Here is a 24,675-nt window from a genome sequence, read left to right as displayed (position 1 = left end):
GCCCGGTCAGGACTCGGCGACCACCAGGTCGGCGTACTCGGGGTGGCGGTCTATGAAGGCGGCCACGAAGGGGCACTTCGCCACCAGCCGGCCGCCGCGCTCGCGGATCTGGTCGAGGGTGCCCCGGATCAGGGCCGACCCCACGCCCATGTTCTGGAACCGGTCGTCCACCTCGGTGTGGGTGAAGACCAGCAGCTCGCCGCGCGGGACGTACGCCGTGAATCCGGCCAGCGCGTCGTCGACCAGGATCTCGAACCGGTGCTTGGCGGGGTTCTCCTCGACCAGGAAGCTCACCGGGCCATTCTCTCCCCGCCGGCGACGATCCTGTCCAGTTCGGCGAGCAACCGGTCCACCTCGTCCACCGTGTTGTAGTGGTAGACGCTGGCCCGGACCGCCCCGCCGCCGTCGCGCAGCCCCATCGTGCGGAAGTATTCGTAGGCGTAGTAGTCGCCGGCGGAGAGGCAGAAGCCGGCCGCGCCCAGTGCCGCCGCCGTGTCGGCCGGCGCCAGCCCGGCGACCCGGAAGGACACCGTCGGGCAGCGCCGGGCCGGGGAGCCGTACACGGTCACCGCCGGCCGCGCGGCCAGCCCGGCCAGCAGCCGGTCGAAGACCGCCTCCTCGTGGGCCTGGGCGGCGGCCAGGCCGGCGCGGACCCGCTCCCGTCGGCTGCCGGTGGCGTCCGGGTCGAGCGTGGCCAGGTGGTCCACCGCGGCGGCCACCCCGGCCAGCAGCGGGAAGCTCGGGGTGCCGTACTCGAACCGGTCCGGCACCGCGTCGGAGGAGGGAAGCAGCTTCGCCGGACGCAGCCGCTCCCACCGGGCCGGGTCGGCGACCATCGCGGCCAGGTGTGGCCCGGACCACTTGTATGCGCTGGTGACCAGGAAGTCCGCGCCCAGCGAGGCGACGTCGGTCGGGCCGTGCGGCACCGCGTGCACCCCGTCGACGCAGACCAGCGCGCCGGCCGCGTGCGCGGTCTTCGCGATCGCGGCGACGTCCGGCGCGGTGCCGATCGCGTTGCTGCCGGCGGTCACCGCGACCAGCCGGGTCCGCTCGCCGACCAGGTCGGCGTACTGGCCGGCGGGCAGCTCACCGGTCGCCGGGTCGAACTCGGCCCAGCGCACGGTGGCCCCGGCGGCCTCGGCCGCCTGCACCCAGGGCCGCACGTTCGCGTCGTGGTCGAGCCGGGATACCACCACCTCGTCGCCCGGCCGCCAGGCCGCGCCGAGGGTCCGGGCCAGGGTGTACGTCAGCGCCGTGGCGCTCGGCCCGAGCACCACGCCCTCGGCTCGCGCGCCGAGCAGGTCGGCCACCGCCGACCGGGCGGCCGCGACGAGGTCCAGTGACCGCCGGCCGGGCACGAAGGCGCTGCTGCGGTTGCCGATCGCCGCGCGCATGGCGGCGGTGACCGCCTCGATCACCGGCCGGGCGGTCTGGGTGCCGCCGGCACCGTCGAAGTGGGCGAAGCCCTCGGCCAGGGCGGGGTATGCGGCCCGGGTGCGGGCGATGTCGAACGGCATGCCGGGGACCCTACTGCGCCCGTTGGGATGATCTCCGGCGGTGGTGATGTCGCCGGCGTCTCGTACCCTGGGCCGGGTGACGAACCGACGCGTATTCCCCTCGCAGACCCCCACCCGCCGCGCCGCCGGCCTGCTGGCCGGCCTGGCCCTCGGCGTCGCGCTGCTGTCCGGCTGCAGCTCGGAGGGCGCCGCCACCGACTGCGGGCTGGACGCCTGTACGGTCACCTTCGACCGTGGCGTCGACGCGAGCGCCAGCATCTTCGGCGTCGAGGCCAAGCTGATCGGCGCCCAGGGCGACCAGGTCACCGTCGAGGTCGCCGGGGAGCAGCTGTCGCTCACCGTCGGCCAGCAGGCCACCGAGGTCGGCGGCTTCGCGGTCACCCTGGACAGCGTCACCGACCAGCAGGTCAAGATCCGCGTGGCGCACAATCCCAACAGCTGACCTGGCCAGGGCGGCGGTGGCCGACGTTTGGAAATCTTCGCATCCGGAGATTCTGGCGCCATGTCACTCACCCGGAACGCCGGAGCCACCGCCGCCCAGGCTGCGAACAGCAGGTGGCTCGAACTGTTGACCCGGGCCGGCTTCATCGGCTACGGGATCGTGCACCTCCTCTTCGCCTGGCTCGCGCTGCAGATCGCCTTCGGCAAGTCCGGCGAGGAGGGCAACCAGAACGGTGCGCTGCGCACCCTCGGCGCTCAGCCGATGGGCAAGTTCCTGCTCGTCACGATCGCGGTCGGCCTGATCGCCATGGCCATCTGGCAGGCGTTCGAAGCCGCCATCGGGCACCGCGCCCTGCGCGGCCGGGACCGGCTCTTCGAGCGGATCACCTCGGTCGTGCGCACGGTGGTCTTCCTCTGGCTCGCCTGGACCGCGATCAAGGTCTTCCAGGACGCCAGCGCGAACGCCTCCGACCAGCAGCAGGCCCTCTCCGAGAAGCTGATGGCCTCCACCGGCGGTCGCTGGCTGGTCGGGCTCGCCGGCCTGGTGATCGCGATCGTCGGCATCGGGATGGTCATCTACGGCCTCAAGAAGAAGTTCGAGCGGAACCTCAAGATCGGCGAGATGAGCCCGAAGACCCACACCCTGGCCCGCCGCCTCGGCATGGCCGGCTACGCCGCCCGGGGGGCGGTGTTCGCCGTCGCCGGCCTCCTGATCGTCGTCGCCGCGGTGAAGTACGACCCGGAGAAGGCCCGCGGGCTGGACGCCGCCCTGCGGACCCTGCGCGACCAGCCCTGGGGCCCGGTGATCCTCGCGCTGATGGCGCTCGGCATCGCCGCCTTCGGGATCTACTGCTTCCTCCAGTCCCGGTACCGCAAGGTCTGACCTGGTCGATTCCGCGACCGCCGGGCACCATTGGGCCTTTGCCCGAAGCGTTCCCGCCCGGCTGGAGGGAGTAGTGCCTGTGCAGAGCTACCTCGAAACGATCGTCGCCGCGCTCGCCGCGGCGGCGATCGCTCTGTTGCTGGTCGAGGTGGTGCACCGGGTCATCGGTCGGCTCGGCCGGAGCTCGCTGCTGATGACCGAACTCACCGAGCACGCGCACCGCCCGTTCCAGGTGGCCGCCACCGTCCTCGCCGTCCAGTTCGGGGCCCGGTTCAGCACCGGGTACGCCGTCGGCACACCGTTTCGGCGGGTGGTGCTGCACACGCTCGTGCTCGCCGTCATCGCCAGCGCCGCCTGGCTGGTCGCCTCGTTGCTGGTGGTGATCGAGGACACCGCGCTGGCCCGGTTCCGGATGGACGTGCCGAACAACCGGCAGGTGCGGCGGGTCCGCACCCAGGTCGTGATGCTGCGCCGGCTCACCATCGCGGTGATCGTCATCCTGACGGTCGGCGTCATGATGATGACCTTTCCCGCCGTCCGCGGCGTCGGCGCAGGCGTGCTGACCAGTGCCGGTGTGGTCGGTGTGGTCGCCGCGCTGGCCGCGCAGAGCCTGCTCGGCAACGTCTTCGCCGGCCTCCAGCTCGCCTTCAGCGACGCGGTACGCCTCGACGACGTGGTCGTGGTCGAGGGGGAGTGGGGCCGGATCGAGGAGCTGACCCTCAGCTACGTGGTGGTGCAGATCTGGGACGACCGTCGGCTGATCCTGCCCACCTCATACTTCACCAAGACGCCCTTCGAGAACTGGACGCGGACCGAGGCGGCGGTGCTCGGCACCGCCGAGTTCGACCTTGACTGGGCCATCCCGGTGCAGGCGATGCGGGAGGAGTTGCGTCGCCTGGTCGAGTCCAGCGAGCTGTGGGACGGCCGGGTCTGCGTCCTCCAGGTGACCGACGCCACCGGCGGCATGGTCAAGGTCCGGGCGCTGGTGAGCGCCGCGGACGCCGGCAGCCTCTGGGACCTGCGCTGCCTGGTCCGCGAGCACCTGGTGGCCTGGGTGCGCGACCACCGGCCGACCGCGTTGCCCCGGATGCGCGCCGAGGTCGGCGACGCCACCGGCGCCCTGCCGTGGCAGGCGGTCCAGCCGCGCCGGCCGGTCCGCCGGCTCGCCGACACCGACGTCCCGGACGACGCCCGGCTCTTCGGCGGCAGCGACGACGGCGAGGCCCGAAGCGAGACCTTCGTGGGCCGCGAGGAGTCCGCCGACGCCCGTCGCTGACCACCGGGCCGCCGCCCGGAGCCCCCGGCCGCCCCCGCGGCGCCGGGGCCTCCGCGCTCTTCGGGCCGGCGACGCGACCTCGCCGCCCGCCGGCCCGTTGCACCTGCCGGAAGGCGTCGTACGGCCGCGTCGGGGACCCGCGAGGGTCGCCCGTTGCGGGGACTTCTGCTCCCGGTGCGTTTGTTTCGTCAGTTCCGGGGGACCTGCTGCGCACGCCCCGGCTCCGGCACGCGCCCCGCGCACCGGACGGTGGGCGGCGGGACCGGCGCTCCGGGCAGGATTGGCGGGCCGCCACTCCGGGCATACAGCGCGGTGATGATGAAAGGAGGACAGCATGGCTGACGTCGCGAGTCGCAGCGCGTCCCGGACCGGGAGCGAGCCGTCCACCGCGGAACTGGTGCAGCGGGCCACCGAGCAGGTCTCCCGGCTGGTGCGGGACGAGCTGGCGCTGGCCCGGGCGGAGCTGACCCAGAAGGGCAAGCACGCCGGGATCGGGATCGGGCTCTTCGGCGGCGGCGGGGTGATGGCCCTCTACGGGACGGGCGCCCTGGTCGCCACGGTGATCCTGCTGCTGGCGTTGGTGATGCCCGCGTGGCTCGCCGCCCTGATCGTGGCGGTGGCGCTCTTCCTGCTCGCCGGGATCCTGGCCCTGGTCGGCAAGAAGCAGGTCAGCCGTGCCGTCCCGCCGGTGCCGGAGGCGACGGTCCGCAGCGTCCGGGCGGACGTGGACACCGTCACCGCCGCGGTGAAGGACGGGAGGCGGGCATGACGGGCAACGGAACCGGCGACACGGAGGCGCTCCGCGAGGAGATCCGGCGTACCCGGGTGGAGCTGGGTGAGACGATGGAGCTGCTGGCCGCCAGGGCCGACGTCAAGGCCCGGCTGAAGGACTCCGCCGAACAGGCGAAGGCGCGGATGCGCGAGCAGGCCGCGTCGACCATGGCCCGGGTGCGCGGGCAGGCGGCGCAGAAGGCCGGCGTGGTGCGCGGGCAGGCGGCGCAGAAGGCCGGCGTGGTGCGCGGGCAGGCCGCGGAGAAGGCCGGCGTGGTGCGCGGGCAGGCCGCGGAGAAGGCCCGGGTCGCGCGGATGCAGGCGTCCGAGCGGGGTGAGGCGGTCTGGCGCGACCCGGTGCCGTGGGCGGCCGTGGCGGCCGGCGCGGTGGCGACCGTGGTGGTGCTGCTGATCGTCCAGTGGAGGCGCAGGTGAGCGGAAAGATCGGCAAGGCCGCGTACAAGCCCGTCGGGGTGCTGCTCGGTCTGGCCGCCGGCACGGTCGCCGGGGTGGTCTTCCGGCAGGTCTGGAAGGTGACCGCGGGCGACGGCGAGGCGCCCAGCGCCACCGACGAGGACCGCCGCTGGGGCGAGATCCTGGCCGCCGCGGCGTTGCAGGGTGCGATCTTCGCGGTCGTCCGGGCCGCCGTGGACCGGGGCGGCGCGGTCGGCGTACGGCGGCTGACCGGCCGCTGGCCCGACTGAACCGCAGGTGTCGGCCCCTTCCCCAACCATCGACGGGGAAGGGGCCTTTCGCATGGTCCCGCCGGCCCGCCCAGTTGATCTGACGCATCCGTCAGGTCACATGTCGGAGAATTTCGTCGCGTAGGCTGTGCAGAGTTTTCGCTACGTGATTTGCTGTTCCCCGCTGTTGAGAGATGGCGTGGGTTGAGAGAAGTCTCCTTCACCGGGGGCCGCCTCAGGCGCCGCTGCTCGAAACGGCCAATCGGCCGCACGGCGTGCTCGGCCGCCAGTTTTAGAAGGAGATACACATGGCGCAGGGAACCGTGAAGTGGTTCAACGCAGACAAGGGCTTCGGCTTCATCACCGTCGACGGCGGGGGTGCTGACGTGTTCGTCCACTTCTCGGCCATCCAGACCAGCGGCTACCGCACGCTGGAGGAGAACCAGCGGGTGGAGTTCGAGATCGCCCAGGGTCAGAAGGGTCCGCAGGCCGAGCAGGTCCGCCCCCTCTGAGCAGTGCCGGCCGGCAGTCGTCGGCCAGTGCGATCCGGCCCCCCGGATCGATGTGAAGCCCCGCAGCCCGCGCAGGGATGCGGGGCTTTCCGCGTTCCCGGCAAGCGGTTCGGGTGGAACGTGCGGGTCAAGGGCGGTGGCGGCGGGCGCGCATGCCGTACCAGAGCGCGGCCAGTCCGATGAGGACGACCAGCGGGCCGATCACCGCCCAGATCCGCTGGTCGGTCATCACGCTGCCGCCGACGTAGCCGAGGCCCTGCACGGTCCAGACCGCGCCGACGACCACCGCCAGCAGCCCGAGCGTGAGCGTGAGCCAGCCCCTCATCGAATCCCCTCCCGGCGTACCGCACCGGTCCAAGCATGCCCGCCGGCGCACCGGCATGTCGCCGCCGCGCCGGTCACCACCGGTCGTGCACCTGCGGCCGGATCAGCTCGTCGTACGTCTGCCGGACGGTGGACAGCTCCGCGCCGGTCAGCGGCGGCAGGTCGGCCGCCGCGGCGTTGCGCCGGGCCTGCTCGGCGTTGCGGGCGCCGGGGATGACCACGGTGACGCCGGGCTGGTCGAGAATCCAGCGCAGCGCGAACTGGGCCATCGTCCGGCCGTCGCCGACCAGCGGGGCGAGCCGGCGCACGGCGGCCAGGCCGAGGTCGTAGTCCACTCCGGAGAAGGTCTCCCCGACGTCGAAGGACTCCCCGTGCCGGTTGAAGGTGCGGTGGTCGTCGGCGGGGAAGGTGGTGTGCTCGTCGTACCGGCCGGAGAGCAGGCCGCTCGCGAGGGGCACCCGAGCGATGATGCCGACGCCCGCCGCCGCGGCGGCGGGCAGCACCCGTGCGAGGGGCTTGTGCCGTACCGCGTTGAGGATGATCTGCACGCTGGCCACGCCCGGCCGGCCGATGGCGGTGAGCGCCTGGTCGCAGGTCTCCACGCTGACCCCGTACCCGGCGATCCGCTGCTCGCCGACCAGGGTGTCCAGGGCGTCGAAGACCCGGTCGTCGGCGAAGACCGCGCTGGGCGGGCAGTGCAGCTGGACCAGGTCCAGGGTGTCCACGCCGAGGTTGGTCCGGGACCGGTCGGTCCAGGCCCGGAAGTTGTCCAGGGTGTACGCCTGCGGCGTCTGCGCCACCCGGCGGCCCAGCTTGGTGGCGACGGTCAGCCCGGACCCGGGGCGCTCCCGCAGGAACCGGCCGATGAGCTGCTCGCTGCGCCCGTCGCCGTACACGTCGGCGGTGTCCAGGAACGTGACGCCGGCGTCCACGGCGGCGGCCAGGACGGCCATCGCGGCGTCCTCGCTGACCTGGCCCCAGTCGCCGCCGAGCTGCCAGGCGCCGAGTCCGACGACGCCGACGTGCCGGCCGAGCCGGCCGAGCCGGTCGAAGCTGCGCTGTTCCATCCCGACGAGCCTAGTGATCCCCTTGCCCGTGCGCGCGCGGGGCCGTAGGGTTTCAACAAAACGTACGTACGGTTTGGAGGCTGTTCATGTGGGATCCGACCACCTACCTGCGGTACGGCGACGAGCGGTCCCGGCCGTTCCACGACCTGGTGGCCCGGATCCCGGCGCGTCCGCCGCGGGCCGTCGTCGACCTCGGCTGCGGACCCGGCACCCTCACCGCCACCCTCGCCGAGCGTTGGCCCGAGAGCCGGATCGTCGGCCTCGACTCCTCCCCGGAGATGATCGACCGGGCCGGGGCGCTCGGCGTGCCGGTCAGCTTCGCCGTCGGCGACGTGCGCGACTGGCGCCCCGGGGCGGACGTGGATGTGGTCGTCTCCAACGCGGTCCTCCAGTGGGTGCCCGGCCACCAGGAGCTGCTCACCCGCTGGGCCCGCGAGCTGCCCGCCGGGGCCTGGCTGGCGGTGCAGGTGCCGGGGAACTTCGACGCCCCGTCGCACCGGGCGCTGCGCGAGGTCGCCGGGCGGGACCGGTGGCGGGCGGAGCTGGCCCCGCTGCTGCGCGAGGCACCGGTCGGCGACCCGGCGGACTACGCCGCCCTGCTGATCGACGCCGGCTGCGCGGTCGACGCCTGGGAGACTACCTACGTGCACCTGCTTTCGGCCGCCGCCGACGCGGACCACCCGGTGCTGACCTGGATGGAGGGGACGGCGCTGCGCCCGGTCCGGGCCGCGCTGGACGCCGCCGGCTGGGCCGACTTCCGGACCGAGCTGGGGGTACGCCTCGCCGAGGCGTACCCGGTGCGGCAGGGTCAGGTGTACTTCCCGTTCCGCCGGATCTTCGTGGTGGCCCGCACCGGCGCCCACGCAGAGGAGAACCAGTGACCGACCTGTCCACCTTCATCGCCGGACTGCCCAAGGTGGAGCTGCACGTGCACCACGTGGGCTCCGCCTCGCCCCGGATCGTCGCCGAGCTGGCCGCTCGGCACGAGGGGCGCAGCCCCGTCCCGGCGGACCCGGACGCCCTCGCCGACTACTTCGCGTTCCGCGACTTCGCCCACTTCATCGAGGTCTACCTGAGCGTCGTCGACCTGATCCGCGACCCGGAGGACGTCTGGATCCTCACCCACGAGGTGGCCCGGGAGCTGGCCCGCCAGCAGGTCCGGTACGCCGAGCTGACCGTCACCCCGTACTCGCACGTGCACCGGGGCATCCCCGCCCCGGCGTTCTGCGAGGCCATCGAGGACGCCCGCAAGCGGGCCGAGGCCGACTTCGGCATCGCGCTGCGCTGGTGCTTCGACATCCCCGGCGAGGCCGGCCTGCCCGCCGCCGAGGAGACCCTGCGGATCGCGCTGGAGGAGCGGCCGGACGGGCTGATCAGCTTCGGCCTGGGCGGCCCGGAGGTCGGGGTGCCGCGGCCGCAGTTCAAGCCGTACTTCGACCAGGCCCGGGCGGCCGGCCTGCGCTCGGTGCCGCACGCCGGGGAGACCACCGGGCCGGAGACGGTCTGGGACGCGCTGCGCGAGCTGGGCGCGGAACGGATCGGGCACGGCATCTCCGCCGCGCTCGACCCGGAACTGCTCAGCTACCTCGCCGAGCGGCAGATCGCCCTGGAGGTCTGCCCCACCTCCAACGTGCGGACCCGGGCGGTGGCCACCATCTCCGAGCACCCGCTGCCGCAGCTCGTCGAGGCCGGGCTGCTGGTCACCGTCAACTCCGACGACCCGCCGATGTTCGGCACCACCCTCAACGACGAGTACGCGGTCGCCGCCCGGTTGCTCGGCGCCGGTCCGGAGGGGCTGGCCGGGCTGGCCCGCGCCGCGGTGACCGCCTCGTTCCTGGAGCCCGCGGAGAAGGCGCGGATCAGCGGCGAGATCGACGCCTATCTGGTCGCCGCGACACGCTGAGCGGACGGGACGGTGCCGGCCGCCGGGACACCCGCAGCGGCCGGCGCCCCCCGGCGCGGACGAGGCCGAGCCCGACCACCCCGCCGAGCGCCGTGGCGACCATGATCCCGGCCAGCGGCACGCCGAGCGGTGGCCGCCGCGCAGCGTACGCGAGCACCGGGTCCTGCCAGGCGGCGAGCGTGAGGGCGATACCCACCCCGATCACGGCGGCCCAGCGGACCAGGCGGCTGACGGTCGGCGTCATCACGGTCACCTCACGCCCGGGGTGCGGCTCGACGGGAGAGTGGCGCGCGGCGGGAGCGAGGTGTGGGGGGACCGAACTCCCGCCGCGCGCACGGCTCCGTCGGACGGTTGGTGTTACGGGCGTTCCCGCCGACGGAACTGATGGGTTCGTCCCTGATCCTGTCAGTCCGCGGTGGTCCCGACCCCGTCGTTAACCCGGATCTAAGGAAGACTTGCGCCGGCGCACAGCCGGCGGGGGGGGGGTCAGCGCGGCCGGGGCCAGCGGCGGCCGGCGGTCTTCTGCTCCCGCCCCTCCCGGGCCATCCGGCCGACCAGCCCGAACCGGTTGACCTGCCGGGGCGTCGCCTCCGGGTCGGCCAGCAGCATCACCACGCTGGCGCCGCCGAGCCGCGCCCGGTCGATGCTCACCGAGCCGTTGGCCTGCAACGCCACCCGCTTGGCGATGTCCAGTCCCAGCCCGGTCGAGCCCTGGTCACTGGTGCCGCGGCGCAGCGCGCGGTCGGGGTTGGCGATGCCCGGGCCGGCGTCGTCGATCCGGATCGCCACGTACCCGTCGCGCCGGCTGACGGCCACCTCGAAGGCGGTGCCCTGCGGGGTGTAGCGGAAGACGTTGCCGATCACCGCGTCGAGGGCGGCGGCCAGCTCGGCCCGGGGCACCGGCGCGGGGATGCGCAGCTGCGCCCCGCTGACCCGGTGCTGGCGGTTCTGGTCGCCGGCGAGGGCCGCCCAGAAGACCATCCGGTCCCGGACCACCTCGCTGACGTCGCACATCGCCGGGCCGGTCTCCTGGGTGATCGCCTTGCGGGTGGTCTTGATCAGCTGGTCGACCTCACCCTCCAGGGTGACGATGGCCTGGCGGATCCGCCGGATGCCCCGCCGGCGGTCCAGCTCCGCCTCGCTGAACGTGCCGATGCTGGTGTCGTCGGACTCCAGCGCCTCGGCGTCCAGCCGCAGCACGGTCAGCGGGGTGCGCAGCCGGTGGGAGAGGTCGGCGACGAGTTCCCGCTCGTCGGCGCGGAGCGCCACCAGCTGGCCGGCCATCCGGTTGAACGCGTGCCCGGCCTCGGCCAGCTCCCGGGGGCCGCTCGGCTCGACGCGGACGCCGAGGTCGCCGTCGCCGATCGCCAGGGCCGCCTTGACCAGCTCGCCGGTCGAGTCGACGGCGCGGGCGGCGACCCGGTCGACCACGATGACCGCGGCGCCCACCAGCGCGACGGCCACCGCGAGCAGCAGCAGCCAGCGGCCGCCGGAGCCCTCGTCGAGCACCTGGTCGGGGACGAAGACCTCCACCACGGCGACCTTGTCGCCGAGCACCACCGGGTCGAGCCGGAGCACGCCGCCGGGCACGTCGGTGACCAGCGAGCGACGCTCGTCGCCAGCCCGGGCCAGCGCCGCCGCGTCGGCGCGGCCCCCGGACTCGTCGCCACCCAGCCCGTGTACGACGGGCCGGGTCGCCGGTTCGTCACCGCTGGCCGCCACGGCCCGCTGGACGACCGCCGGGTCGGTGCTGACGGCGAGGGCGCCGGTGACCAGGGCGCTGCGCCGGGCGGCGTCCGCCAGCTTCGCCTCACGCGCCTGGTCGCCGAGGCTGATCCCGAGCGGGATGAGGAAGGCGAACGCGACGAGGCTGCACATGCCGGCCGTGAGCCAGGCCAGCGACGGCCTCAGTCGGGTGCCACCAGCCGGAAGCCGACCCCCCGCACGGTGCGCAGGTAGCGCGGCTTCGCCGCGGACTCGCCCATTTTGCGGCGCAGCCAGTACAGATGAACGTCGATGGTCTGGTCCTCGCCGACCGAAGGCTGCCGCCATACCTCCTCCAAGAGTTCCCGCCGGGACACTACCCGGCCGGGACGTGCGGCGAGATACGCCAGCAGGTCGAATTCCTTGCGGGTCAGCGCCAGCGGTTCCCCGTCGAGCAGGGCGCTGCGCTCGCCCACGTCCACCCGCAGGCCGCCGACGGTGTGCACGGCCGGCTGCACCGCGCGGCTGGCCCGGCCGGCGCGGCGCAGCACGGTGGTGATCCGGGCGTCCAGGTGCGCGCCGGTGAACGGCTTGACCATGTAGTCGTCGGCCCCCGCCCGCAGCAGCCGGACCACCGACTGCTCGTCGTCGCGGGCGGTGGCGATGATGATCGGCACGTCGGTGATGCCGCGCAGCATTCGCAGCGCGTCGGAGCCGTCCAGGTCGGGCAGGCCGAGGTCGAGCACGACCAGGTCGGGGGTCTCGGCGGCGACCCGGCGCAGCGCGTCCAGGGCCGTACCGACGGCGTGCACCGCGTGCCCCCGGTCGGTGAGGGACCGCAGCATCGCGCCGCGTACGACGTGATCGTCTTCGACCAGGAGCACGGTGGCCACCTCAAGACCGTACTTGGCGTGGCAAGTTGATCGCGTTGCGGCACTCCCGCGAACCGGGCAAGCTGGGACGGCGATGACGTTCACCTTGTTCCCCGACGCCCGGCTGGCCCTCGCCCGGGACGCGCTCGCCGGCCTGTCGGTCGGCGACGCGCTCGGGTCGCAGTTCTTCGTCCCCGGCCGGCACCCCACGGATCTGGCCGCCGGACGGCTGCCGCCCCCGCCGTGGTCGTGGACCGACGACACGGAGATGGCCTGCTCGGTGGTGGCCGCCCTGGCGGCCGGCGGCGGACCGCTCGACCGGGACCGGCTGGCGCTCGACTTCGCCGAGCGCTGCGAGCCCTACCGCGGCTACGGGCCGGGCGCGGTGACCATTCTCCGGCTGATCCGCACCGGCACGCCCTGGCCGGTGGCGGCCGCGTCCGCGTTCGACGGGCAGGGTTCCTGCGGCAACGGGGCGGCGATGCGGGTCGGCCCGCTCGGCGCCTGGTACGCCGACTCGACCCGCCGGGCCGCCGACCAGGCCCGGGCCTCGGCCGAGGTGACCCACGCGCACCCGGAGGGGATCGCCGGGGCGGTCGCGGTGGCCGTCGCCGCCTCGCTCGCCGCCCGGGCCCGCCTGGACGGCGACCGGCCCGACCCGGCCCGGCTGATCGGCGCGGTCGCCGCGGCCCTCGACCCGGCCGGGGAACTGCACCGGGGCGTACGTCGGGCGGCCGCCCTGCTGGAGCGTCCGGCGGCGGTGGTCGCCGACGCGCTCGGCAACGGCTCGCGGGTGACCGCTCAGGACACCGTCCCCTTCACCCTCTGGGTCGCCGCCACCCACCTCGGCGACTACCCGACGGCGATCCGGGTGTGCGTCGAGGCCGGCGGGGACGTCGACACCACGTCCGCGATCGTCGGCGCGGTGGTCGCCGCGCACACCGGCGTCGGCACCCCCGGCGGCGTGCCGGACGGCTGGCTCGCCGCCCGCGAGCCGCTGCCCGACTGGTTGGGCTGACCTCGCCGCCGCCCCCGTGGGGGTCCGTGCTGGGCGGTTCCTCAGCGGGCCGCCGGTTCCACCGTCGCTCCACGGGCGGCGGAGAGCACCGGTTCGCCGCCGGCGCCCCGGTCGGGCCGGGCGCGCTGGTCCGGGTCGGCCGGGATCTGGTCCGCCTCACCGGCGCTGTCGTCTTCGTCCTCGTGCCCGGCGCCGTCGGCCTGCTCCGGGGCCAGGGCCAGCTCCCCGCGTCGCCGCCGGCTGAACAGCCAGCCGATCGCCGCGCCGCCGGCCAGCCCGGCGATCAGCCCGCCGCCGAGCAGCAGGTCGGCGCTCGGCCCGTCCGGACCGTCGGCGGCTGGCGCCTGACCGGCCGCACCCGCGGCGTCGGCCGGGGCCTGAGCGGCGGCGTCGGCCGGCCCCTCGGCGGTCGTCCCGCCGTGGCCGGCGTGCCCGCCCGTGGCCGCACCGGGCGCCGCCGGCAGCAGCGCGAGCGTCGGGGCGGGGTGCGCCCCGCCCGCCGGGCCTGCCCACGGGACCACCGTGCCGTCCGCGTACGTCTGCACGACCTGGAAGGCCAGCCGGTCGGTCGCCGGCATCGGGCCCATGCCGAGGGCGAGCCGGGCGGGTCCCGCCGTCGCGCCGGGCATCCGGATCCACGTCACCGAGGCCGTCACCGTGTCCACCCCCGCGGCGTGGATGCCGGCCACCGGTCGGTCGAGGGTGCGGGTGGTGATCCGGGGGGCCCAGCCGGGCACCGACATCGGGTACACCTCCCCGACGGGCGCGTCGCCGGGCATCCTGATCTCGATCCGCTCGGTCCGCGTCCCGGACCGCTCCTCGGGCACCGCGAAGGTCACCTCGACGGCGTCGCCCTGGTGGACCTGCGCCGGGGCGGTGGTGATGGACACCCCGGCGGCCTGCGCCGGGCCGGCCCAGCCCAGCAGCCCGGCCGCCGCGGCGACCAGCAGCAGCGTCCCGCGGACCCGGTCGCGACGGGTCATCGTCATGGTCGTCCCCATCCGTCTCCACGCGGCCGGCACCGGATCCGGCCACACCTGGTAGTTCGGCCCGGAGGGCGGAAAGGTTCAACGGTCGGCGGAACTCGGACCCCGGGACCGTGACGCGGGACGCCGGTGGCGTCGCCGACGGTGCCGAACGGGCGACCGATAGCATCGCAGGAGCCGGTCACCGGCGCATCGGATCAGCATCGACGACAGGAGTCACCGTGTCCGCACCCCGTACCCCCGTCGTGGCCGACCCCGCCGTCGTCGCCGCCGGGACGACGGCGGCCGACGCGGTGGCCGCGGCCGGGCTGCCCACCACGGGCCCGAAGGCGATCGTCGTGGTCCGCGACCCGGAGGGCGTGCTGCGCGACCTGGACTGGAAGCCCGCCGAGGAGACCACCGTCGAGCCGGTGGGCATCGACTCGCCGGACGGGCTCAACGTGCTGCGCCACTCCACCGCGCACGTGCTCGCCCAGGCGGTGCAGGACGTCTTCCCGGAGGCGAAGCTCGGCATCGGCCCGCCGATCGAGAACGGCTTCTACTACGACTTCCAGGTCGACAAGCCGTTCCAGCCGGACGACCTGGCGAAGCTCGAGAAGCGGATGCAGGAGATCATCAAGTCCGGCCAGCGGTTCCGCCGGCGCCGCTTCAAGAACCTCGACGAGGCGAAGACCGAGCTGGCCGCCGAGCCGTTCAAGCTGGAACTGATCGACGTCAAGGGGGAGGGGCTGGACTCCTCCGAGGTGATGGAGGTGGGCGGCGGCGAGCTGACCATCTACGACAACCTCGCCGCGAACGAGGACAAGGTCTGCTGGTCGGACCTGTGCCGGGGCCCGCACCTGCCGAACACCCGGCTGATCGGCGCGTTCAAGCTGATGCGCTCGGCCGCCGCGTACTGGCGGGGGTCGGAGAAGAACCCGCAGCTCCAGCGGGTCTACGGCACCGCGTGGCCGACCCGGGACGAGCTGAAGGCGTACCTGAAGCTGCTGGAGGAGGCCGCGCGGCGCGACCACCGCAAGCTCGGCGCGGACCTCGACCTGTTCAGCTTCCCCGACGAGATCGGCTCCGGTCTGGTGGTCTTCCACCCCAAGGGCGGCATCATCCGGCGGGAGATGGAGAACTACTCCCGCCGCCGGCACGAGGCCGCCGGGTACGAGTTCGTCAACACCCCGCACATCACCAAGGCGCAGCTCTTCGAGACCTCGGGCCACCTGCCCTACTACGCCGACACGATGTTCCCGCCCATGCAGCTGGAGGGCGCGGACTACTACCTCAAGGCGATGAACTGCCCGATGCACAACCTGATCTTCAGGGCGCGCGGGCGGTCCTACCGGGAGCTGCCGCTGCGGCTGTTCGAGTTCGGCACGGTCTACCGGTACGAGAAGTCCGGGGTGGTGCACGGCCTGACCCGGGTCCGCGGCCTGACCCAGGACGACTCGCACATCTACTGCACCCGCGAGCAGATGCCGGGCGAGCTGTCCACGCTGCTCACCTTCGTGCTGGACCTGCTGCGCGACTACGGCCTGGACGACTTCTACCTGGAGCTCTCCACCCGGGACGACTCGCCGAAGTTCATCGGGTCCGACGAGGACTGGGCGGAGGCCACCCAGGCGCTGCGGACCGCGGCCGAGGCCTCCGGCCTGGACCTGGTGCCGGACCCGGGCGGCGCGGCCTTCTACGGCCCGAAGATCTCGGTGCAGGTGAAGGACGCCATCGGCCGGACCTGGCAGATGTCCACCATCCAGGTCGACTTCAACCAGCCCGAGCGGTTCGGCCTGGAGTACCAGGCGGCGGACGGCACCCGGCAGCGGCCGGTGATGATCCACCGGGCGCTGTTCGGCTCGATCGAGCGCTTCTTCGGCGTGCTCACCGAGCACTACGCGGGCGCGTTCCCGGCCTGGCTGGCCCCGGTGCAGGTGGTCGGCATCCCGATCCGCGAGGACCACACCGACTACCTGCACGGCTTCGTCGCGGCGCTGCGCGCCGAGGGGATCCGGGCCCAGGTGGACGCCGGTGACGACCGGATGCAGAAGAAGATCCGCACCGCCCAGCAGCAGAAGATCCCGTTCATGGTGATCGCCGGCGACGACGACGTGGCCGCCGGCACGGTCTCCTTCCGGTACCGGGACGGCTCGCAGCGCAACGGCGTGCCGATGGCCGAGGCGGTCACCCACGTCCTCGACGTGGTCAGCTCCCGGACCAACTCGGGGCCGTCCGCCGAGAGCTGACGCCCCCGCGCCCGCCGGCCGGTGCGGACGGGTGGGACCCGGTGCGGTGACCGTAGGATCGGCGATGTGACTGGGGCGGCGCGGCACTTCGACAACGGCACCGACGACGGTCTGGCGGACGGGCTGGAACGGCTCTGGACGCCGCACCGGATGACCTACATCTCCGGCGAGGACCGGCCCGAAGGCGGCTACGAGAAGCCCACCGGCTGCCCGTTCTGCCTGGCCCCGGGGCTGCCGCCGGACGAGAGCCTGATCGTCGCCCGGGGCGAGCACGTCTTCGCGGTGCTCAACCTGTACCCGTACAACCCGGGGCACCTGCTGGTCTGTCCGTACCGGCACGTGGCCGACTACACCGGGTTGGACGCGCCGGAGACCGCCGAGCTGGCGGTCTTCACCAAGGACGCCATGCGGGTGGTCCGTCGGGTCTCCAACGCGCACGGCTTCAACCTCGGGATGAACCAGGGCGGGGTGGCCGGGGCCGGCATCGCCGCGCACCTGCACCAGCATGTGGTGCCGCGCTGGGGCGGGGACGCCAACTTCATGCCGGTGATCGGCCGGACCAAGGTCCTGCCGCAGCTGCTCGCCGACACCCGCGACCTGCTCGCCAAGGCCTGGCCGGCCTGAACCCGCGCAGCGATCCCCGGCCGCGGCGGGGGACTAGCGCAGCGGGGTACGGAGACGGGCCATGCGGCGGCGGGCGGTGGTGGCGGTCCGTTCGGCGGCGGCGGCGCGGTCGCCGGCCAGCCGGGCGCGGACGGCGAGTTGCCGCAGCCGGCGCTCCACCATCCGGTCGCCGTGCCGGGCGATCCAGCCGCAGACCGCGGCGAGCGGCAGCTCGACCCGGCCGTATCTCGGTCGCCCGCTCGATCTGCCCCACCGCGCTGCTCATCCCGTCCTCCGGCAGCGCTATTGCCTCCCCGCCAAGGTCACCAAACCACTGTCGGCCCGCCTCGGTACGATGCGCCGCATGGCTCTGCTGCACCGGGCGGAACTGCGCCCCACCAAGCTCGAACTCCTGGCGGCGTGGCTGCCCGGCCGGCCCTGGTTCCACGGACCGGCGGGCGCGGACGTCGTACGGGTGGCGGGATTCCGCTTCGACGACCCGGCCGGCGAGGTCGGGATCGAGACGATGCTCGTCCGCGCCGGTGACGGGCCGGTCCACCAGGTGCCGCTGACCTACCGCGGGGCCCCGCTGGACGGCGCCGACGGTTGGTTGGTCGGCACCACCCACCACTCGGTGCTCGGCCCGCGCTGGGTCTACGACGCGTGCGGCGATCCGGTCTACGCCGCGGCGCTGGCCGCCGCCATCCTCGCCGGCACCGGCCAGGCGGAGGAATTCTTCGAGGTCGACGGCGAACGGCGGTACCGCGAGCCGAGCATGACCATCACCAGCAGCGCTGCCGGGGACGTCGAGCTCCCCGCCGCGGGCGCGCCTCGCCGGGTGGTGCACGGCGACCCGACGCTCATCGCGACCGACACCGTCGAGCTGGCCGTCGTCCGCCGGCCCGGTCCCGACGACGGGCGCGCCGGCGCCACGCTCGCCGGCACCTGGCCGGGCCAGCCCACCCCGCTGCCGCTGGCGTACGCCACGCCCCGCTGAACCCCGCGCCACCGGCGTGAGGTGACAGGATGCGTCGATGGCATTGACCACGCGGACGTTGGGCCGCAGCGGCATCGAGGTCAGCGCGCTCGGCATGGGGTGCTGGGCGATCGGCGGCCCGTGGGCCGAGGGCCTTCGCCCGCTCGGCTGGGGCGCGGTGGACGACGAGGAGTCGGTCCGGGCGGTCCGCCGCGCGCTGGACCTCGGGGTGACCCTCTTCGACACCGCCGACACGTACGGGGCGGGGCACGGCGAGCGGATCCTCGGCCGGGCCCTCGCCGGCCGCCGCGACGAGGCGGTGATCGCCACCAAGTGGGGCTACACCTTCGACGAGCCGGCCCGGCAGGCCACCGGGGAGGACGCCTCACCGGCGTACCTGCGGCGCGCGGTGACCGACTCGCTGCGTCGGCTGGACACCGACCGGATCGACCTCTATCAGCTGCACCTCGGCGACCTGCCGGTGCCCCGCGCCGAGGCGCTGATCGGCACGCTGGAGGACCTGGTCGCCGCCGGACTGGTCCGGGCGTACGGCTGGAGCACCGACCGGCCCGACCGGGCGGCGGCCTTCGTCCAGGTCGCCCGGGGCGCCACCGCCGTGCAGCACGGCCTGTCGGTGCTGCGGGACGCGCCGGCCATGCTGGCGGTCTGCGACAAGCACGACCTGGCCAGCGTGGCCCGCGGGCCGCTCGGCATGGGGCTGCTGACCGGCAAGTACACCACCGCCTCGACGCTGCCCCGCGACGACGTGCGGGGCACCGCCCCGAACTGGCTGGAGTGGTTCCGCAGCGGCCGGCCGGCGCCGGAGTGGCTGCGCCGGGTGGCCGCCGTCCGGGGCGCCCTGACCGCCGACGGCCGGACCCTCGCGCAGGGGGCGCTGGGCTGGATCTGGGCGCGCAGCGGCCGTACCGTGCCGATCCCCGGCGCGCGGACCGTCGCCCAGGTGGAGGAGAACGCCGCCGCCCTGCGCCGGGGCCCCCTCGACCCCGACCACTTCGCCGAGGTCGAACGCCAGCTCGCCGCGCTCCGTACGGCCGCGCTCCGTGACGCCGACCGCCCCCACTGGCCGATGCCCCCGGTCCCCGCCGCCCGTCCCTGACGCGGCGGTCATGGGGTTGGGCGTCCCGCGAAAGGGGTGCGGCGGACGAGGCGACCACCACATCTCGACGATCGGCGCGGGTGCGGGGCGGCTATCCGGCGAGTGCCTGGGTGCCGAGCACGGTGAGCAGGGCGAGCCGTTCGGCGTCCTCGGTGCCGGGCTCGGCCGTGTAGATCATCATGCGCAGGTCGCTGCCCGCCACGGTGAGCACGTCGCAGTCCAGCGTCAGCGGGCCGACCTGCGGATGGTCGATGGTCTTGCGCGCGGCCTCGTGACGGCCGACGGCGCCGGAATCCCACAGTTCGGCGAACCGCGCACTGTGCGCGCGCAGCTCCTCCACCAACCGCCGTAGCCGCTGGTCGGCCGGATAGCGGCCGGCGGCCGTGCGCAGGTCGGCGACCAGGGCAGCCTCGAACCCGCGCAGGGACTCCGGCGTGTGCCGGACCCGGGCCCCCAGGCCGTGGAAATGTCGCCACACGCCGTTGCGCTGGTCGCCACGCCATCCGGACGGATCCCCCATCAGTGCCGCGTACGGCGGGTTCGCCACCAGCAGCGTCCAGGACGCGTCGTAGACCGCGACGGGTGTCCCGGTCAGTCTGTCCAGCAGTCGTTGGACGCTCGGCGTGAGGTGCGCGGGTACCGTCTCCGGTCCCGGCGGCGCCAGCCCGGCCAGCCGGAACAGGTGTGCGCGCTCGGTTCCCGACAGCCGCAGGGCCCTGGCCAGGGCCTCGACGACCTGCGCCGACGGGTGGGCGGCGCGGCCCTGTTCGAGGCGGGTGACGTAGTCGACGGAGATCCCGGCCAGCAGGGCCAGCTCCTCACGGCGCAGTCCCGCCGCCCGCCGCCGCCCGCCGGCGGGCAGCCCGGCCGCCTCCGGCGATACCCGGTCCCGCCAGCGGTGCACCGCCCGTCCGAACTCCGCGCTCGCCATGCCTACCAGTCTGCGACGCCGGCCGCGGGCCTGACTGGTACCGGCAGTCCCAGGACGACGGGAACACCGGGTAACCACACCGCCCGGCCGTAGCGTCGAGGCATGACCACAGCACTGATCACCGGAGCGAACAAGGGACTCGGGTTCGAGACCGCCCGCCGGCTCATCGCCGCAGGTCACACCGTCTACGTCGGCAGCCGGGACGCTGAACGGGGGCGCCGGGCCGCCGAGCAGCTGGGCGCCCGGCTGGTTGTCATCGACGTCACCGACGACGCGTCCGTCGCGGCCGCGGCGAGGACCGTCGAGGCCGACGGTGGGCTGGACGTGCTGATCAACAACGCCGGCATCGAAGAGCGCGCGCCGGATGGCGCGGTGATCGGCCCGGCCGAGGTGACCGCCGACATGATGCGGCAGGTGTTCGAGACGAACGTCTTCGGCGTGGTACGCGTCACCAACGCGTTCCTGCCGCTGCTGCAGCGGTCCGCCGCCCCGGTCGTGGTGAACCTCAGCAGCGGCCTGGCCTCGATGGCCCGGGTCACCGCGGGCACGCCGACGCACGCGTACCCGGGCGTCGCCTATCCGGCGTCGAAGATCGCGGTCAACATGATCACCGTGCAGTACGCGAAGGCCTTCCCGAACATGCGGATCAACGCGGTGGAGCCCGGTTTCACCGCGACGGACCTGAACCGGCGCACGGGCACCCAGACCGTCGAGGAGGGCGCCGAGATCATCGTCCGGATGGCGCAGGTGGGCCCCGACGGCCCGACCGGCGGCTACTTCGACGCCGAAGGCACCCTCCCCTGGTAGCAGCGGAAGGCCCCTCCTCCCACGGCGGATTCCAGGGGAGGGGCCTTCGGCCGGACCGGACCCGGCCGGCAGGGGTGCGTCAGGGGTGGGTGCCGTGCTCCTTGCGGGCCTGGTCGGCCAGGTGTGCCGGCAACGGGTCGTAGCGGGCGAACTCGCGGCGGAAGGTGCCGATGCCGGCGGTCATCGAGCGCAGCTCGACGGCGTAGCGCAGCAGCTCCGCCGCGGGCACCTCGGCCCGGACCAGCGTGCGCCCCTCGGCGTCCGCGTCGGGCTCCGTGCCGAGCACCCGGCCGCGCCGGCCCGAGAGGTCACCCAGCACCGCGCCGACCGAGGAGTCGGGAACGCGGATGGTCACCTCGTCGACCGGCTCCAGCAACGCCGGCTGCCCCTTCTCGGCCGCGTCGCGCAGCGCGAGCGCGCCGGCGGTCTGGAACGCCGCGTCGGAGGAGTCGACGCTGTGCGCCTTGCCGTCGAAGAGGATCACCCGCAGGTCCACCACCGGGAAGCCGGCGACCAGGCCACGCTCCATCTGCGCCCGGACGCCCTTCTCCACCGACGGGATGTAGTTGTGCGGGACTGCCCCGCCGACCACCTTGTCGACGAACTCGAAGCCGGCGCCCCGGGGCAGCGGCTCCACCTCGATGTCGCAGACCGCGTACTGGCCGTGCCCGCCGGACTGCTTCACGTGCCGGCCGTGCCCCTTCGCGGCCACGCTCAGCGTCTCGCGCAGCGCCACCCGTACCGGCTCGGTCTCCAGCTCGACGCCGCCGGAGCGCAGCCGGTCCAGCACCACGTCGGCGTGCGCCTCGCCCATGCACCAGAGCACCAGCTGGTGGGTCTCGGCGTTGCGCTCCAGCCGCAGCGTCGGGTCGCCGGCGACCAGCCGGGACAGGTTGCGCGCCAGGGCGTCCTCGTCGGCCCGGCTCTTCGCCACGATCGCCACCGGCAGCAGGGGCTCCGGCATCTCCCACGGCGCGACGAGCAGCGGCTCGTCCTTGGCGGAGATGGTGTCGCCGGTCTCCGCGCTGCCCGACTTGGTCAGCGCGCACAGGTCGCCGGCCACGCAGGCGGTCACCTCGCGCAGCTGGGCGCCGAGCGGGCTGTAGATGTGCCCGACCCGCTCGTCGGCGTCGTGGTCGGGGTGCCCCCGCTCGGTCATCCCGTGCCCGGAGACGTGCACCACCTGGTCGGGGCGGAGCGTGCCGGAGAAGACCCGGACCAGGGAGACCCGCCCGACGTGCCGGTCGACGGTGGTCTTGACCACCTCGGCGACCAGCGGGCCGGCCGGGTCGCAGGCCAGCGGCGGCCGGGGCGAGCCGTCCACCCCGGTGACCGCCGGCAGGTCGTGCTCCAGCGGGGACGGAAACGCCGACACCAGCCCGTCGAGCAACGCGTCGAGGCCCACCCCGGTCTCCGCGCAGACCGGCACGACCGGGTAGAAGTGGCCCCGGGCGATCGCCTTCTCCAGGTCGGTGATGAGCACCTCGGTGTCGATCTCCTCGCCGCCGAGGTAGCGCTCCAGCAGGGTCTCGTCCTCGCTTTCGGCGATGATCCCCTCGATCAGCTCGTTGCGGGACTCCACGATCGCCGGCAGGTGCTCCGGGTCCGGCTCGCGCACCGCCGCCGGCAGCCCGGCCGAGTAGTCGAAGACCCGGCGGGTGATCAGCCCCATCAGGCCGACCACCGACTCCCCGTCGTCCCCGAGCATCGGCAGGTAGAGCGGGAGCACGTTGTCGCCGAAGACCCGCTGGCAGAGCGCCACCGCCTCGTCGAAGTCGGCGCGCGGGTGGTCCAGCCGGGTCACCGCGACGGCCCGCGGCATGTCCACCGCGGCGCACTCCTCCCACAGGGCGGCGGTGGCCGCGTCCATCCCGTCGACCGCGGAGACCACGAACAGCGCCGCGTCGGCGGCCCGCAGCCCGGCCCGCAGCTCGCCGACGAAGTCCCCGTAACCGGGGGTGTCCAGGAGGTTGACCTTGACGTCGTGGTGCAGCAGCGGGGCGCAGGCCAGGCTCACCGAGCGCTGCTGGCGTACCGCCGCGGGGTCGTGGTCGCACACGGTGGTGCCGTCGGTGACGGTGCCGGCCCGGCCGATCGTGCCGCTGGCCGCGAGCAGCGCCTCGACCAGGGTGGTCTTGCCGGCGCCGGAGTGCCCGACGAGCACCACGTTGCGAACCCTGCCGGGCTCGGTCACCACCGGCGCGCCGCCGGTGACCCCCTTCTCCTGATTTTTCTGCGCCATCGCGGCGCACCTCCCTCAGCCGGTGGTGGTGGCGACCGCCGCGCGCGACGGGGAAGCGGGCCCGGGCGGGTGCCGCGGCGATATCCTCCGGTGGTCTCCTGGACGACGGGTACTCGACAAGCGGGTCGGTGAGCTGGCTCACCTCCCGGTTCCGATCTCACACCCGTTGCCCACCCCGCACAAGCCTCCCTCCCGCGGGTCGGCCCGACCGGCCGTATCGCGGACCGCTGCCGGCCGTTATCGTGGGGACCGCCATGGCGAAGATCTTCCAAGTGACGGCCCGCGCGGGCATGACCCGCGTCGTGGAGCCGGTCGCGCGCGGCCTGCTCCGCGCCGGCGTGTCCCCCAACGCGGTCACCGTGACCGGCACCCTCGGCGTGCTCGTCGGCGCGCTCGGCCTCGGCGCCCGCGGGCACCTGGTCGCCGGGGCGCTGATCGTCACGGTCTTCGCGCTCACCGACCTGCTCGACGGGACGATGGCCCGGATGAGCGGCGGCTCCACCCGGTTCGGCGCGTTCCTCGATTCGAGCATGGACCGGATCGCCGACAGCGCCGTCTTCGGCGCGGTCGCGTACTGGCTGGCCACCCAGGGCGACCACGCCGGGACGGCCGCCGCGCTGATCTGCCTGGCCGCCGGCGGGCTGGTCTCCTACGTCAAGGCCCGCGCCGAGGGCCTCGGTATGACCGCCAACGTCGGCGTCGCCGAGCGCACCGAGCGGCTGCTGATCGTCGGGGTGGGCGGCCTGCTCACCGGCCTCGGCGTGCCGCTGGCCCTGGAGATCGCGCTCTGGCTGCTGGCCGCCGTCTCCATCTTCACGGTGGGGCAGCGGATGGCCCACGTGTACCGGCAGGCCCAGCTGGTCGGCCGGGAGTGAACCTCACCGAGCTCGGCTACGTCGCCGGCTGGCGCCTGGTCCGCGCGCTACCCCGGCCCGTGGTGGCCGCGGCCTTCCGGGCGGGCGCGGACCGCGCCCACCGTCGCAGCGGCGGCGGTACGGCCCGACTCCGCGCCAACCTGCGCCGGGTGGTCGGCCCCGACCTGCCCGAGGCGGAGCTGGACGCGCTGGTCCGGCGCGGTCTGCGGTCGTACGCCCGGTACTGGATGGAGGCCTTCCGGCTGCCCGCGCTGAGCCGCCGGCAGATCCTCGCCGGGTTCCGCCTCGACGGGCAGGAGAAGCTCGCCGCCGACGTGGCGGCCGGCCGCGGGGCGGTGGTGGCGCTGCCGCACGCCGGCAACTGGGACGCCGCCGGCGCCTGGGTCGCGGCCACCGGCTGGCCGATCACCACCGTCGCCGAGCGGCTCAGGCCGGAGGGCGTCTACGAGCGGTTCCTCGCCTTCCGGCAGGGCCTGGGCATGGAGATCCTGCCCACCCAGGGCGGCGACCGGCCGGCGTTCGACGTGCTGGTGGACCGGCTGCGGGCGGGGGCGGTGGTGCCGCTGCTGGCCGACCGGGACCTCTCCGCCCGGGGCATCGAGGTCGACTTCTTCGGCGGCCGGACCCGGATGCCGGCCGGACCGGCCCTGCTCGCGCTGCGCACCGGGGCGCCGCTCTACGTGGCTTCCCTGTGGTACGAGCCGGGCGCCGCGTGCGCCTCCCTCGAGGGGCCGCTGGAAGTGCCCGATCCGAACAGCGGGCCGCTGGACCAGCGGGTCCGGACGCTGACCCAACGGATTGCCGACGGTCTGGCGGCGGGCATCGCCCGGCATCCGGAAGACTGGCACATGTTGCAGCGGATGTGGCTGGACCAGGGCACGGCGACCGACGGCGGGACCGCGGCGCAGCCGTCGGCCGCCACCCGGACGAGCTGAGGGA

The 24,675-nt window shown here is 74.3% G+C and carries 27 protein-coding genes and 1 pseudogene; 17 read left to right on the top strand and 11 right to left on the bottom strand.

Annotated elements, in window-relative coordinates:
• Positions 1 to 6: 6 nt before the first annotated feature.
• Entirely contained in the window at positions 7 to 294 is a 288-nt protein-coding gene (locus tag GA0070613_RS29015; protein ID WP_089015181.1) for a GNAT family N-acetyltransferase, read from the bottom strand.
• Entirely contained in the window at positions 291 to 1,517 is a 1,227-nt protein-coding gene (locus tag GA0070613_RS29010) for a cysteine desulfurase-like protein (RefSeq protein WP_089015180.1), read from the bottom strand. Before GA0070613_RS29010 ends, GA0070613_RS29015 begins: the two co-directional genes overlap by 4 nt.
• A gap of 76 nt (positions 1,518 to 1,593) precedes the next feature.
• Here GA0070613_RS29010 and GA0070613_RS29005 point away from each other — a divergent pair, with 76 nt between their 5' ends.
• The 7 genes and pseudogenes from GA0070613_RS29005 (at position 1,594) to GA0070613_RS28975 (ending at position 6,083) form a co-directional block, all read left to right on the top strand.
• Entirely contained in the window at positions 1,594 to 1,959 is a 366-nt protein-coding gene (locus GA0070613_RS29005) for a hypothetical protein (RefSeq protein WP_089016266.1), read from the top strand.
• 60 nt (positions 1,960 to 2,019) lie between these two features.
• Positions 2,020 to 2,841 (top strand): DUF1206 domain-containing protein, encoded by an 822-nt coding sequence (locus GA0070613_RS29000; RefSeq protein WP_089015179.1) that lies wholly within the window; start codon positions 2,020 to 2,022, stop codon positions 2,839 to 2,841.
• Between the two features lie 79 nt (positions 2,842 to 2,920).
• Complete coding sequence (locus GA0070613_RS28995; protein WP_089015178.1) at positions 2,921 to 4,117, top strand: mechanosensitive ion channel family protein; 1,197 nt, start codon at positions 2,921 to 2,923, stop codon at positions 4,115 to 4,117.
• 334 nt (positions 4,118 to 4,451) lie between these two features.
• Positions 4,452 to 4,886 (top strand): phage holin family protein, encoded by a 435-nt coding sequence (locus GA0070613_RS28990; protein ID WP_089015177.1) that lies wholly within the window; start codon positions 4,452 to 4,454, stop codon positions 4,884 to 4,886.
• Positions 4,883 to 5,074, top strand: a pseudogene (locus GA0070613_RS33850) (DUF3618 domain-containing protein); the annotation flags it as partial. The gene GA0070613_RS28990 and the pseudogene GA0070613_RS33850, both read left to right, overlap by 4 nt.
• 245 nt (positions 5,075 to 5,319) lie before the next feature.
• A complete protein-coding gene (locus tag GA0070613_RS28980; protein WP_089016265.1) occupies positions 5,320 to 5,592 on the top strand; it encodes a DUF4235 domain-containing protein in 273 nt (90 codons plus the stop codon).
• A 287-nt stretch (positions 5,593 to 5,879) separates the two neighbouring features.
• Positions 5,880 to 6,083: a cold-shock protein gene (locus GA0070613_RS28975; protein WP_011905669.1), complete on the top strand. Its 204-nt coding sequence runs from the start codon at positions 5,880 to 5,882 to the stop codon at positions 6,081 to 6,083.
• Between the two features lie 127 nt (positions 6,084 to 6,210).
• Here GA0070613_RS28975 and GA0070613_RS28970 read toward each other — a convergent pair whose 3' ends face one another.
• Together GA0070613_RS28970 and GA0070613_RS28965 are read right to left on the bottom strand one after the other, a co-directional pair.
• Positions 6,211 to 6,408, bottom strand: coding sequence for a hypothetical protein (locus tag GA0070613_RS28970; RefSeq protein WP_089015175.1), 198 nt, complete (start codon positions 6,406 to 6,408; stop codon positions 6,211 to 6,213).
• A gap of 73 nt (positions 6,409 to 6,481) precedes the next feature.
• Positions 6,482 to 7,474: an aldo/keto reductase gene (locus GA0070613_RS28965; RefSeq protein WP_089015174.1), complete on the bottom strand. Its 993-nt coding sequence runs from the start codon at positions 7,472 to 7,474 to the stop codon at positions 6,482 to 6,484.
• Between the two features lie 86 nt (positions 7,475 to 7,560).
• Between GA0070613_RS28965 and GA0070613_RS28960 the strand changes: the two genes are divergently transcribed.
• Positions 7,561 to 8,355, top strand: coding sequence for a trans-aconitate 2-methyltransferase (locus GA0070613_RS28960; RefSeq protein WP_089015173.1), 795 nt, complete (start codon positions 7,561 to 7,563; stop codon positions 8,353 to 8,355).
• Entirely contained in the window at positions 8,352 to 9,377 is a 1,026-nt protein-coding gene (locus GA0070613_RS28955) for an adenosine deaminase (protein WP_089015172.1), read from the top strand. Before GA0070613_RS28960 ends, GA0070613_RS28955 begins: the two co-directional genes overlap by 4 nt.
• Here the strand turns inward: GA0070613_RS28955 and GA0070613_RS28950 are convergent.
• From GA0070613_RS28950 to GA0070613_RS28940, 3 genes are all read right to left on the bottom strand, one after another.
• Positions 9,334 to 9,621, bottom strand: a complete 288-nt coding sequence (locus GA0070613_RS28950) for a hypothetical protein (RefSeq protein WP_089015171.1) — start codon at positions 9,619 to 9,621, stop codon at positions 9,334 to 9,336. The two genes, GA0070613_RS28955 and GA0070613_RS28950, sit on opposite strands and share 44 nt — an antisense overlap.
• A gap of 242 nt (positions 9,622 to 9,863) precedes the next feature.
• Positions 9,864 to 11,255 carry a HAMP domain-containing sensor histidine kinase gene (locus GA0070613_RS28945; protein ID WP_089015170.1) on the bottom strand — a complete coding sequence of 464 codons (1,392 nt, stop codon included), beginning with the start codon at positions 11,253 to 11,255 and terminating at the stop codon, positions 9,864 to 9,866.
• 29 nt (positions 11,256 to 11,284) lie between these two features.
• Positions 11,285 to 11,974 carry a response regulator transcription factor gene (locus tag GA0070613_RS28940; protein ID WP_089015169.1) on the bottom strand — a complete coding sequence of 230 codons (690 nt, stop codon included), beginning with the start codon at positions 11,972 to 11,974 and terminating at the stop codon, positions 11,285 to 11,287.
• 73 nt (positions 11,975 to 12,047) lie between these two features.
• Between GA0070613_RS28940 and GA0070613_RS28935 the strand changes: the two genes are divergently transcribed.
• Positions 12,048 to 12,971, top strand: coding sequence for an ADP-ribosylglycohydrolase family protein (locus GA0070613_RS28935; RefSeq protein WP_089015168.1), 924 nt, complete (start codon positions 12,048 to 12,050; stop codon positions 12,969 to 12,971).
• A gap of 41 nt (positions 12,972 to 13,012) precedes the next feature.
• Here GA0070613_RS28935 and GA0070613_RS28930 read toward each other — a convergent pair whose 3' ends face one another.
• The gene (locus tag GA0070613_RS28930) at positions 13,013 to 13,960 is read right to left on the bottom strand and encodes a DUF1775 domain-containing protein (protein ID WP_231929552.1); all 948 of its coding nucleotides are present in this window, start codon (positions 13,958 to 13,960) and stop codon (positions 13,013 to 13,015) included.
• 218 nt (positions 13,961 to 14,178) lie between these two features.
• Here GA0070613_RS28930 and thrS point away from each other — a divergent pair, with 218 nt between their 5' ends.
• Together thrS and GA0070613_RS28920 are read left to right on the top strand one after the other, a co-directional pair.
• Complete coding sequence (gene thrS / locus GA0070613_RS28925; protein ID WP_089015167.1) at positions 14,179 to 16,185, top strand: threonine--tRNA ligase; 2,007 nt, start codon at positions 14,179 to 14,181, stop codon at positions 16,183 to 16,185.
• Between the two features lie 66 nt (positions 16,186 to 16,251).
• The gene (locus tag GA0070613_RS28920; protein ID WP_089015166.1) at positions 16,252 to 16,809 is read left to right on the top strand and encodes an HIT family protein; all 558 of its coding nucleotides are present in this window, start codon (positions 16,252 to 16,254) and stop codon (positions 16,807 to 16,809) included.
• A 33-nt stretch (positions 16,810 to 16,842) separates the two neighbouring features.
• Here the strand turns inward: GA0070613_RS28920 and GA0070613_RS34080 are convergent, their stop codons facing one another.
• A complete protein-coding gene (locus GA0070613_RS34080; protein WP_269459017.1) occupies positions 16,843 to 16,971 on the bottom strand; it encodes a hypothetical protein in 129 nt (42 codons plus the stop codon).
• A gap of 181 nt (positions 16,972 to 17,152) precedes the next feature.
• Between GA0070613_RS34080 and GA0070613_RS28915 the strand changes: the two genes are divergently transcribed.
• Positions 17,153 to 17,785 (top strand): CG0192-related protein, encoded by a 633-nt coding sequence (locus GA0070613_RS28915; RefSeq protein ID WP_089016263.1) that lies wholly within the window; start codon positions 17,153 to 17,155, stop codon positions 17,783 to 17,785.
• A gap of 37 nt (positions 17,786 to 17,822) precedes the next feature.
• Positions 17,823 to 18,881: an aldo/keto reductase gene (locus GA0070613_RS28910; protein WP_089015165.1), complete on the top strand. Its 1,059-nt coding sequence runs from the start codon at positions 17,823 to 17,825 to the stop codon at positions 18,879 to 18,881.
• 91 nt (positions 18,882 to 18,972) lie between these two features.
• Here the strand turns inward: GA0070613_RS28910 and GA0070613_RS28905 are convergent, their stop codons facing one another.
• Positions 18,973 to 19,812, bottom strand: a complete 840-nt coding sequence (locus GA0070613_RS28905; RefSeq protein WP_089015164.1) for a helix-turn-helix transcriptional regulator — start codon at positions 19,810 to 19,812, stop codon at positions 18,973 to 18,975.
• 102 nt (positions 19,813 to 19,914) lie between these two features.
• Between GA0070613_RS28905 and GA0070613_RS28900 the strand changes: the two genes are divergently transcribed.
• Positions 19,915 to 20,619 (top strand): SDR family NAD(P)-dependent oxidoreductase, encoded by a 705-nt coding sequence (locus GA0070613_RS28900; protein WP_089015163.1) that lies wholly within the window; start codon positions 19,915 to 19,917, stop codon positions 20,617 to 20,619.
• Positions 20,620 to 20,698: 79 nt separating this feature from the next.
• On the opposite strand, the gene GA0070613_RS28895 is transcribed toward GA0070613_RS28900, so the two are convergent.
• Positions 20,699 to 22,861, bottom strand: coding sequence for an elongation factor G-like protein EF-G2 (locus tag GA0070613_RS28895; protein ID WP_089015162.1), 2,163 nt, complete (start codon positions 22,859 to 22,861; stop codon positions 20,699 to 20,701).
• Positions 22,862 to 23,115: 254 nt separating this feature from the next.
• Between GA0070613_RS28895 and pgsA the strand changes: the two genes are divergently transcribed.
• Positions 23,116 to 23,736, top strand: a complete 621-nt coding sequence (pgsA, locus tag GA0070613_RS28890) for a phosphatidylinositol phosphate synthase (RefSeq protein WP_089015161.1) — start codon at positions 23,116 to 23,118, stop codon at positions 23,734 to 23,736.
• Positions 23,733 to 24,671 (top strand): phosphatidylinositol mannoside acyltransferase, encoded by a 939-nt coding sequence (locus GA0070613_RS28885; protein WP_089015160.1) that lies wholly within the window; start codon positions 23,733 to 23,735, stop codon positions 24,669 to 24,671. Before pgsA ends, GA0070613_RS28885 begins: the two co-directional genes overlap by 4 nt.
• The last annotated feature ends 4 nt before the right edge of the window (positions 24,672 to 24,675 follow it).

The organism is Micromonospora inositola, assembly GCF_900090285.1.
Classification (GTDB): Bacteria; Actinomycetota; Actinomycetes; order Mycobacteriales; family Micromonosporaceae; genus Micromonospora; species Micromonospora inositola.
Note: the sequence above shows the minus strand (reverse complement) of the source record. Positions and strands in the feature narration are given on the sequence as shown.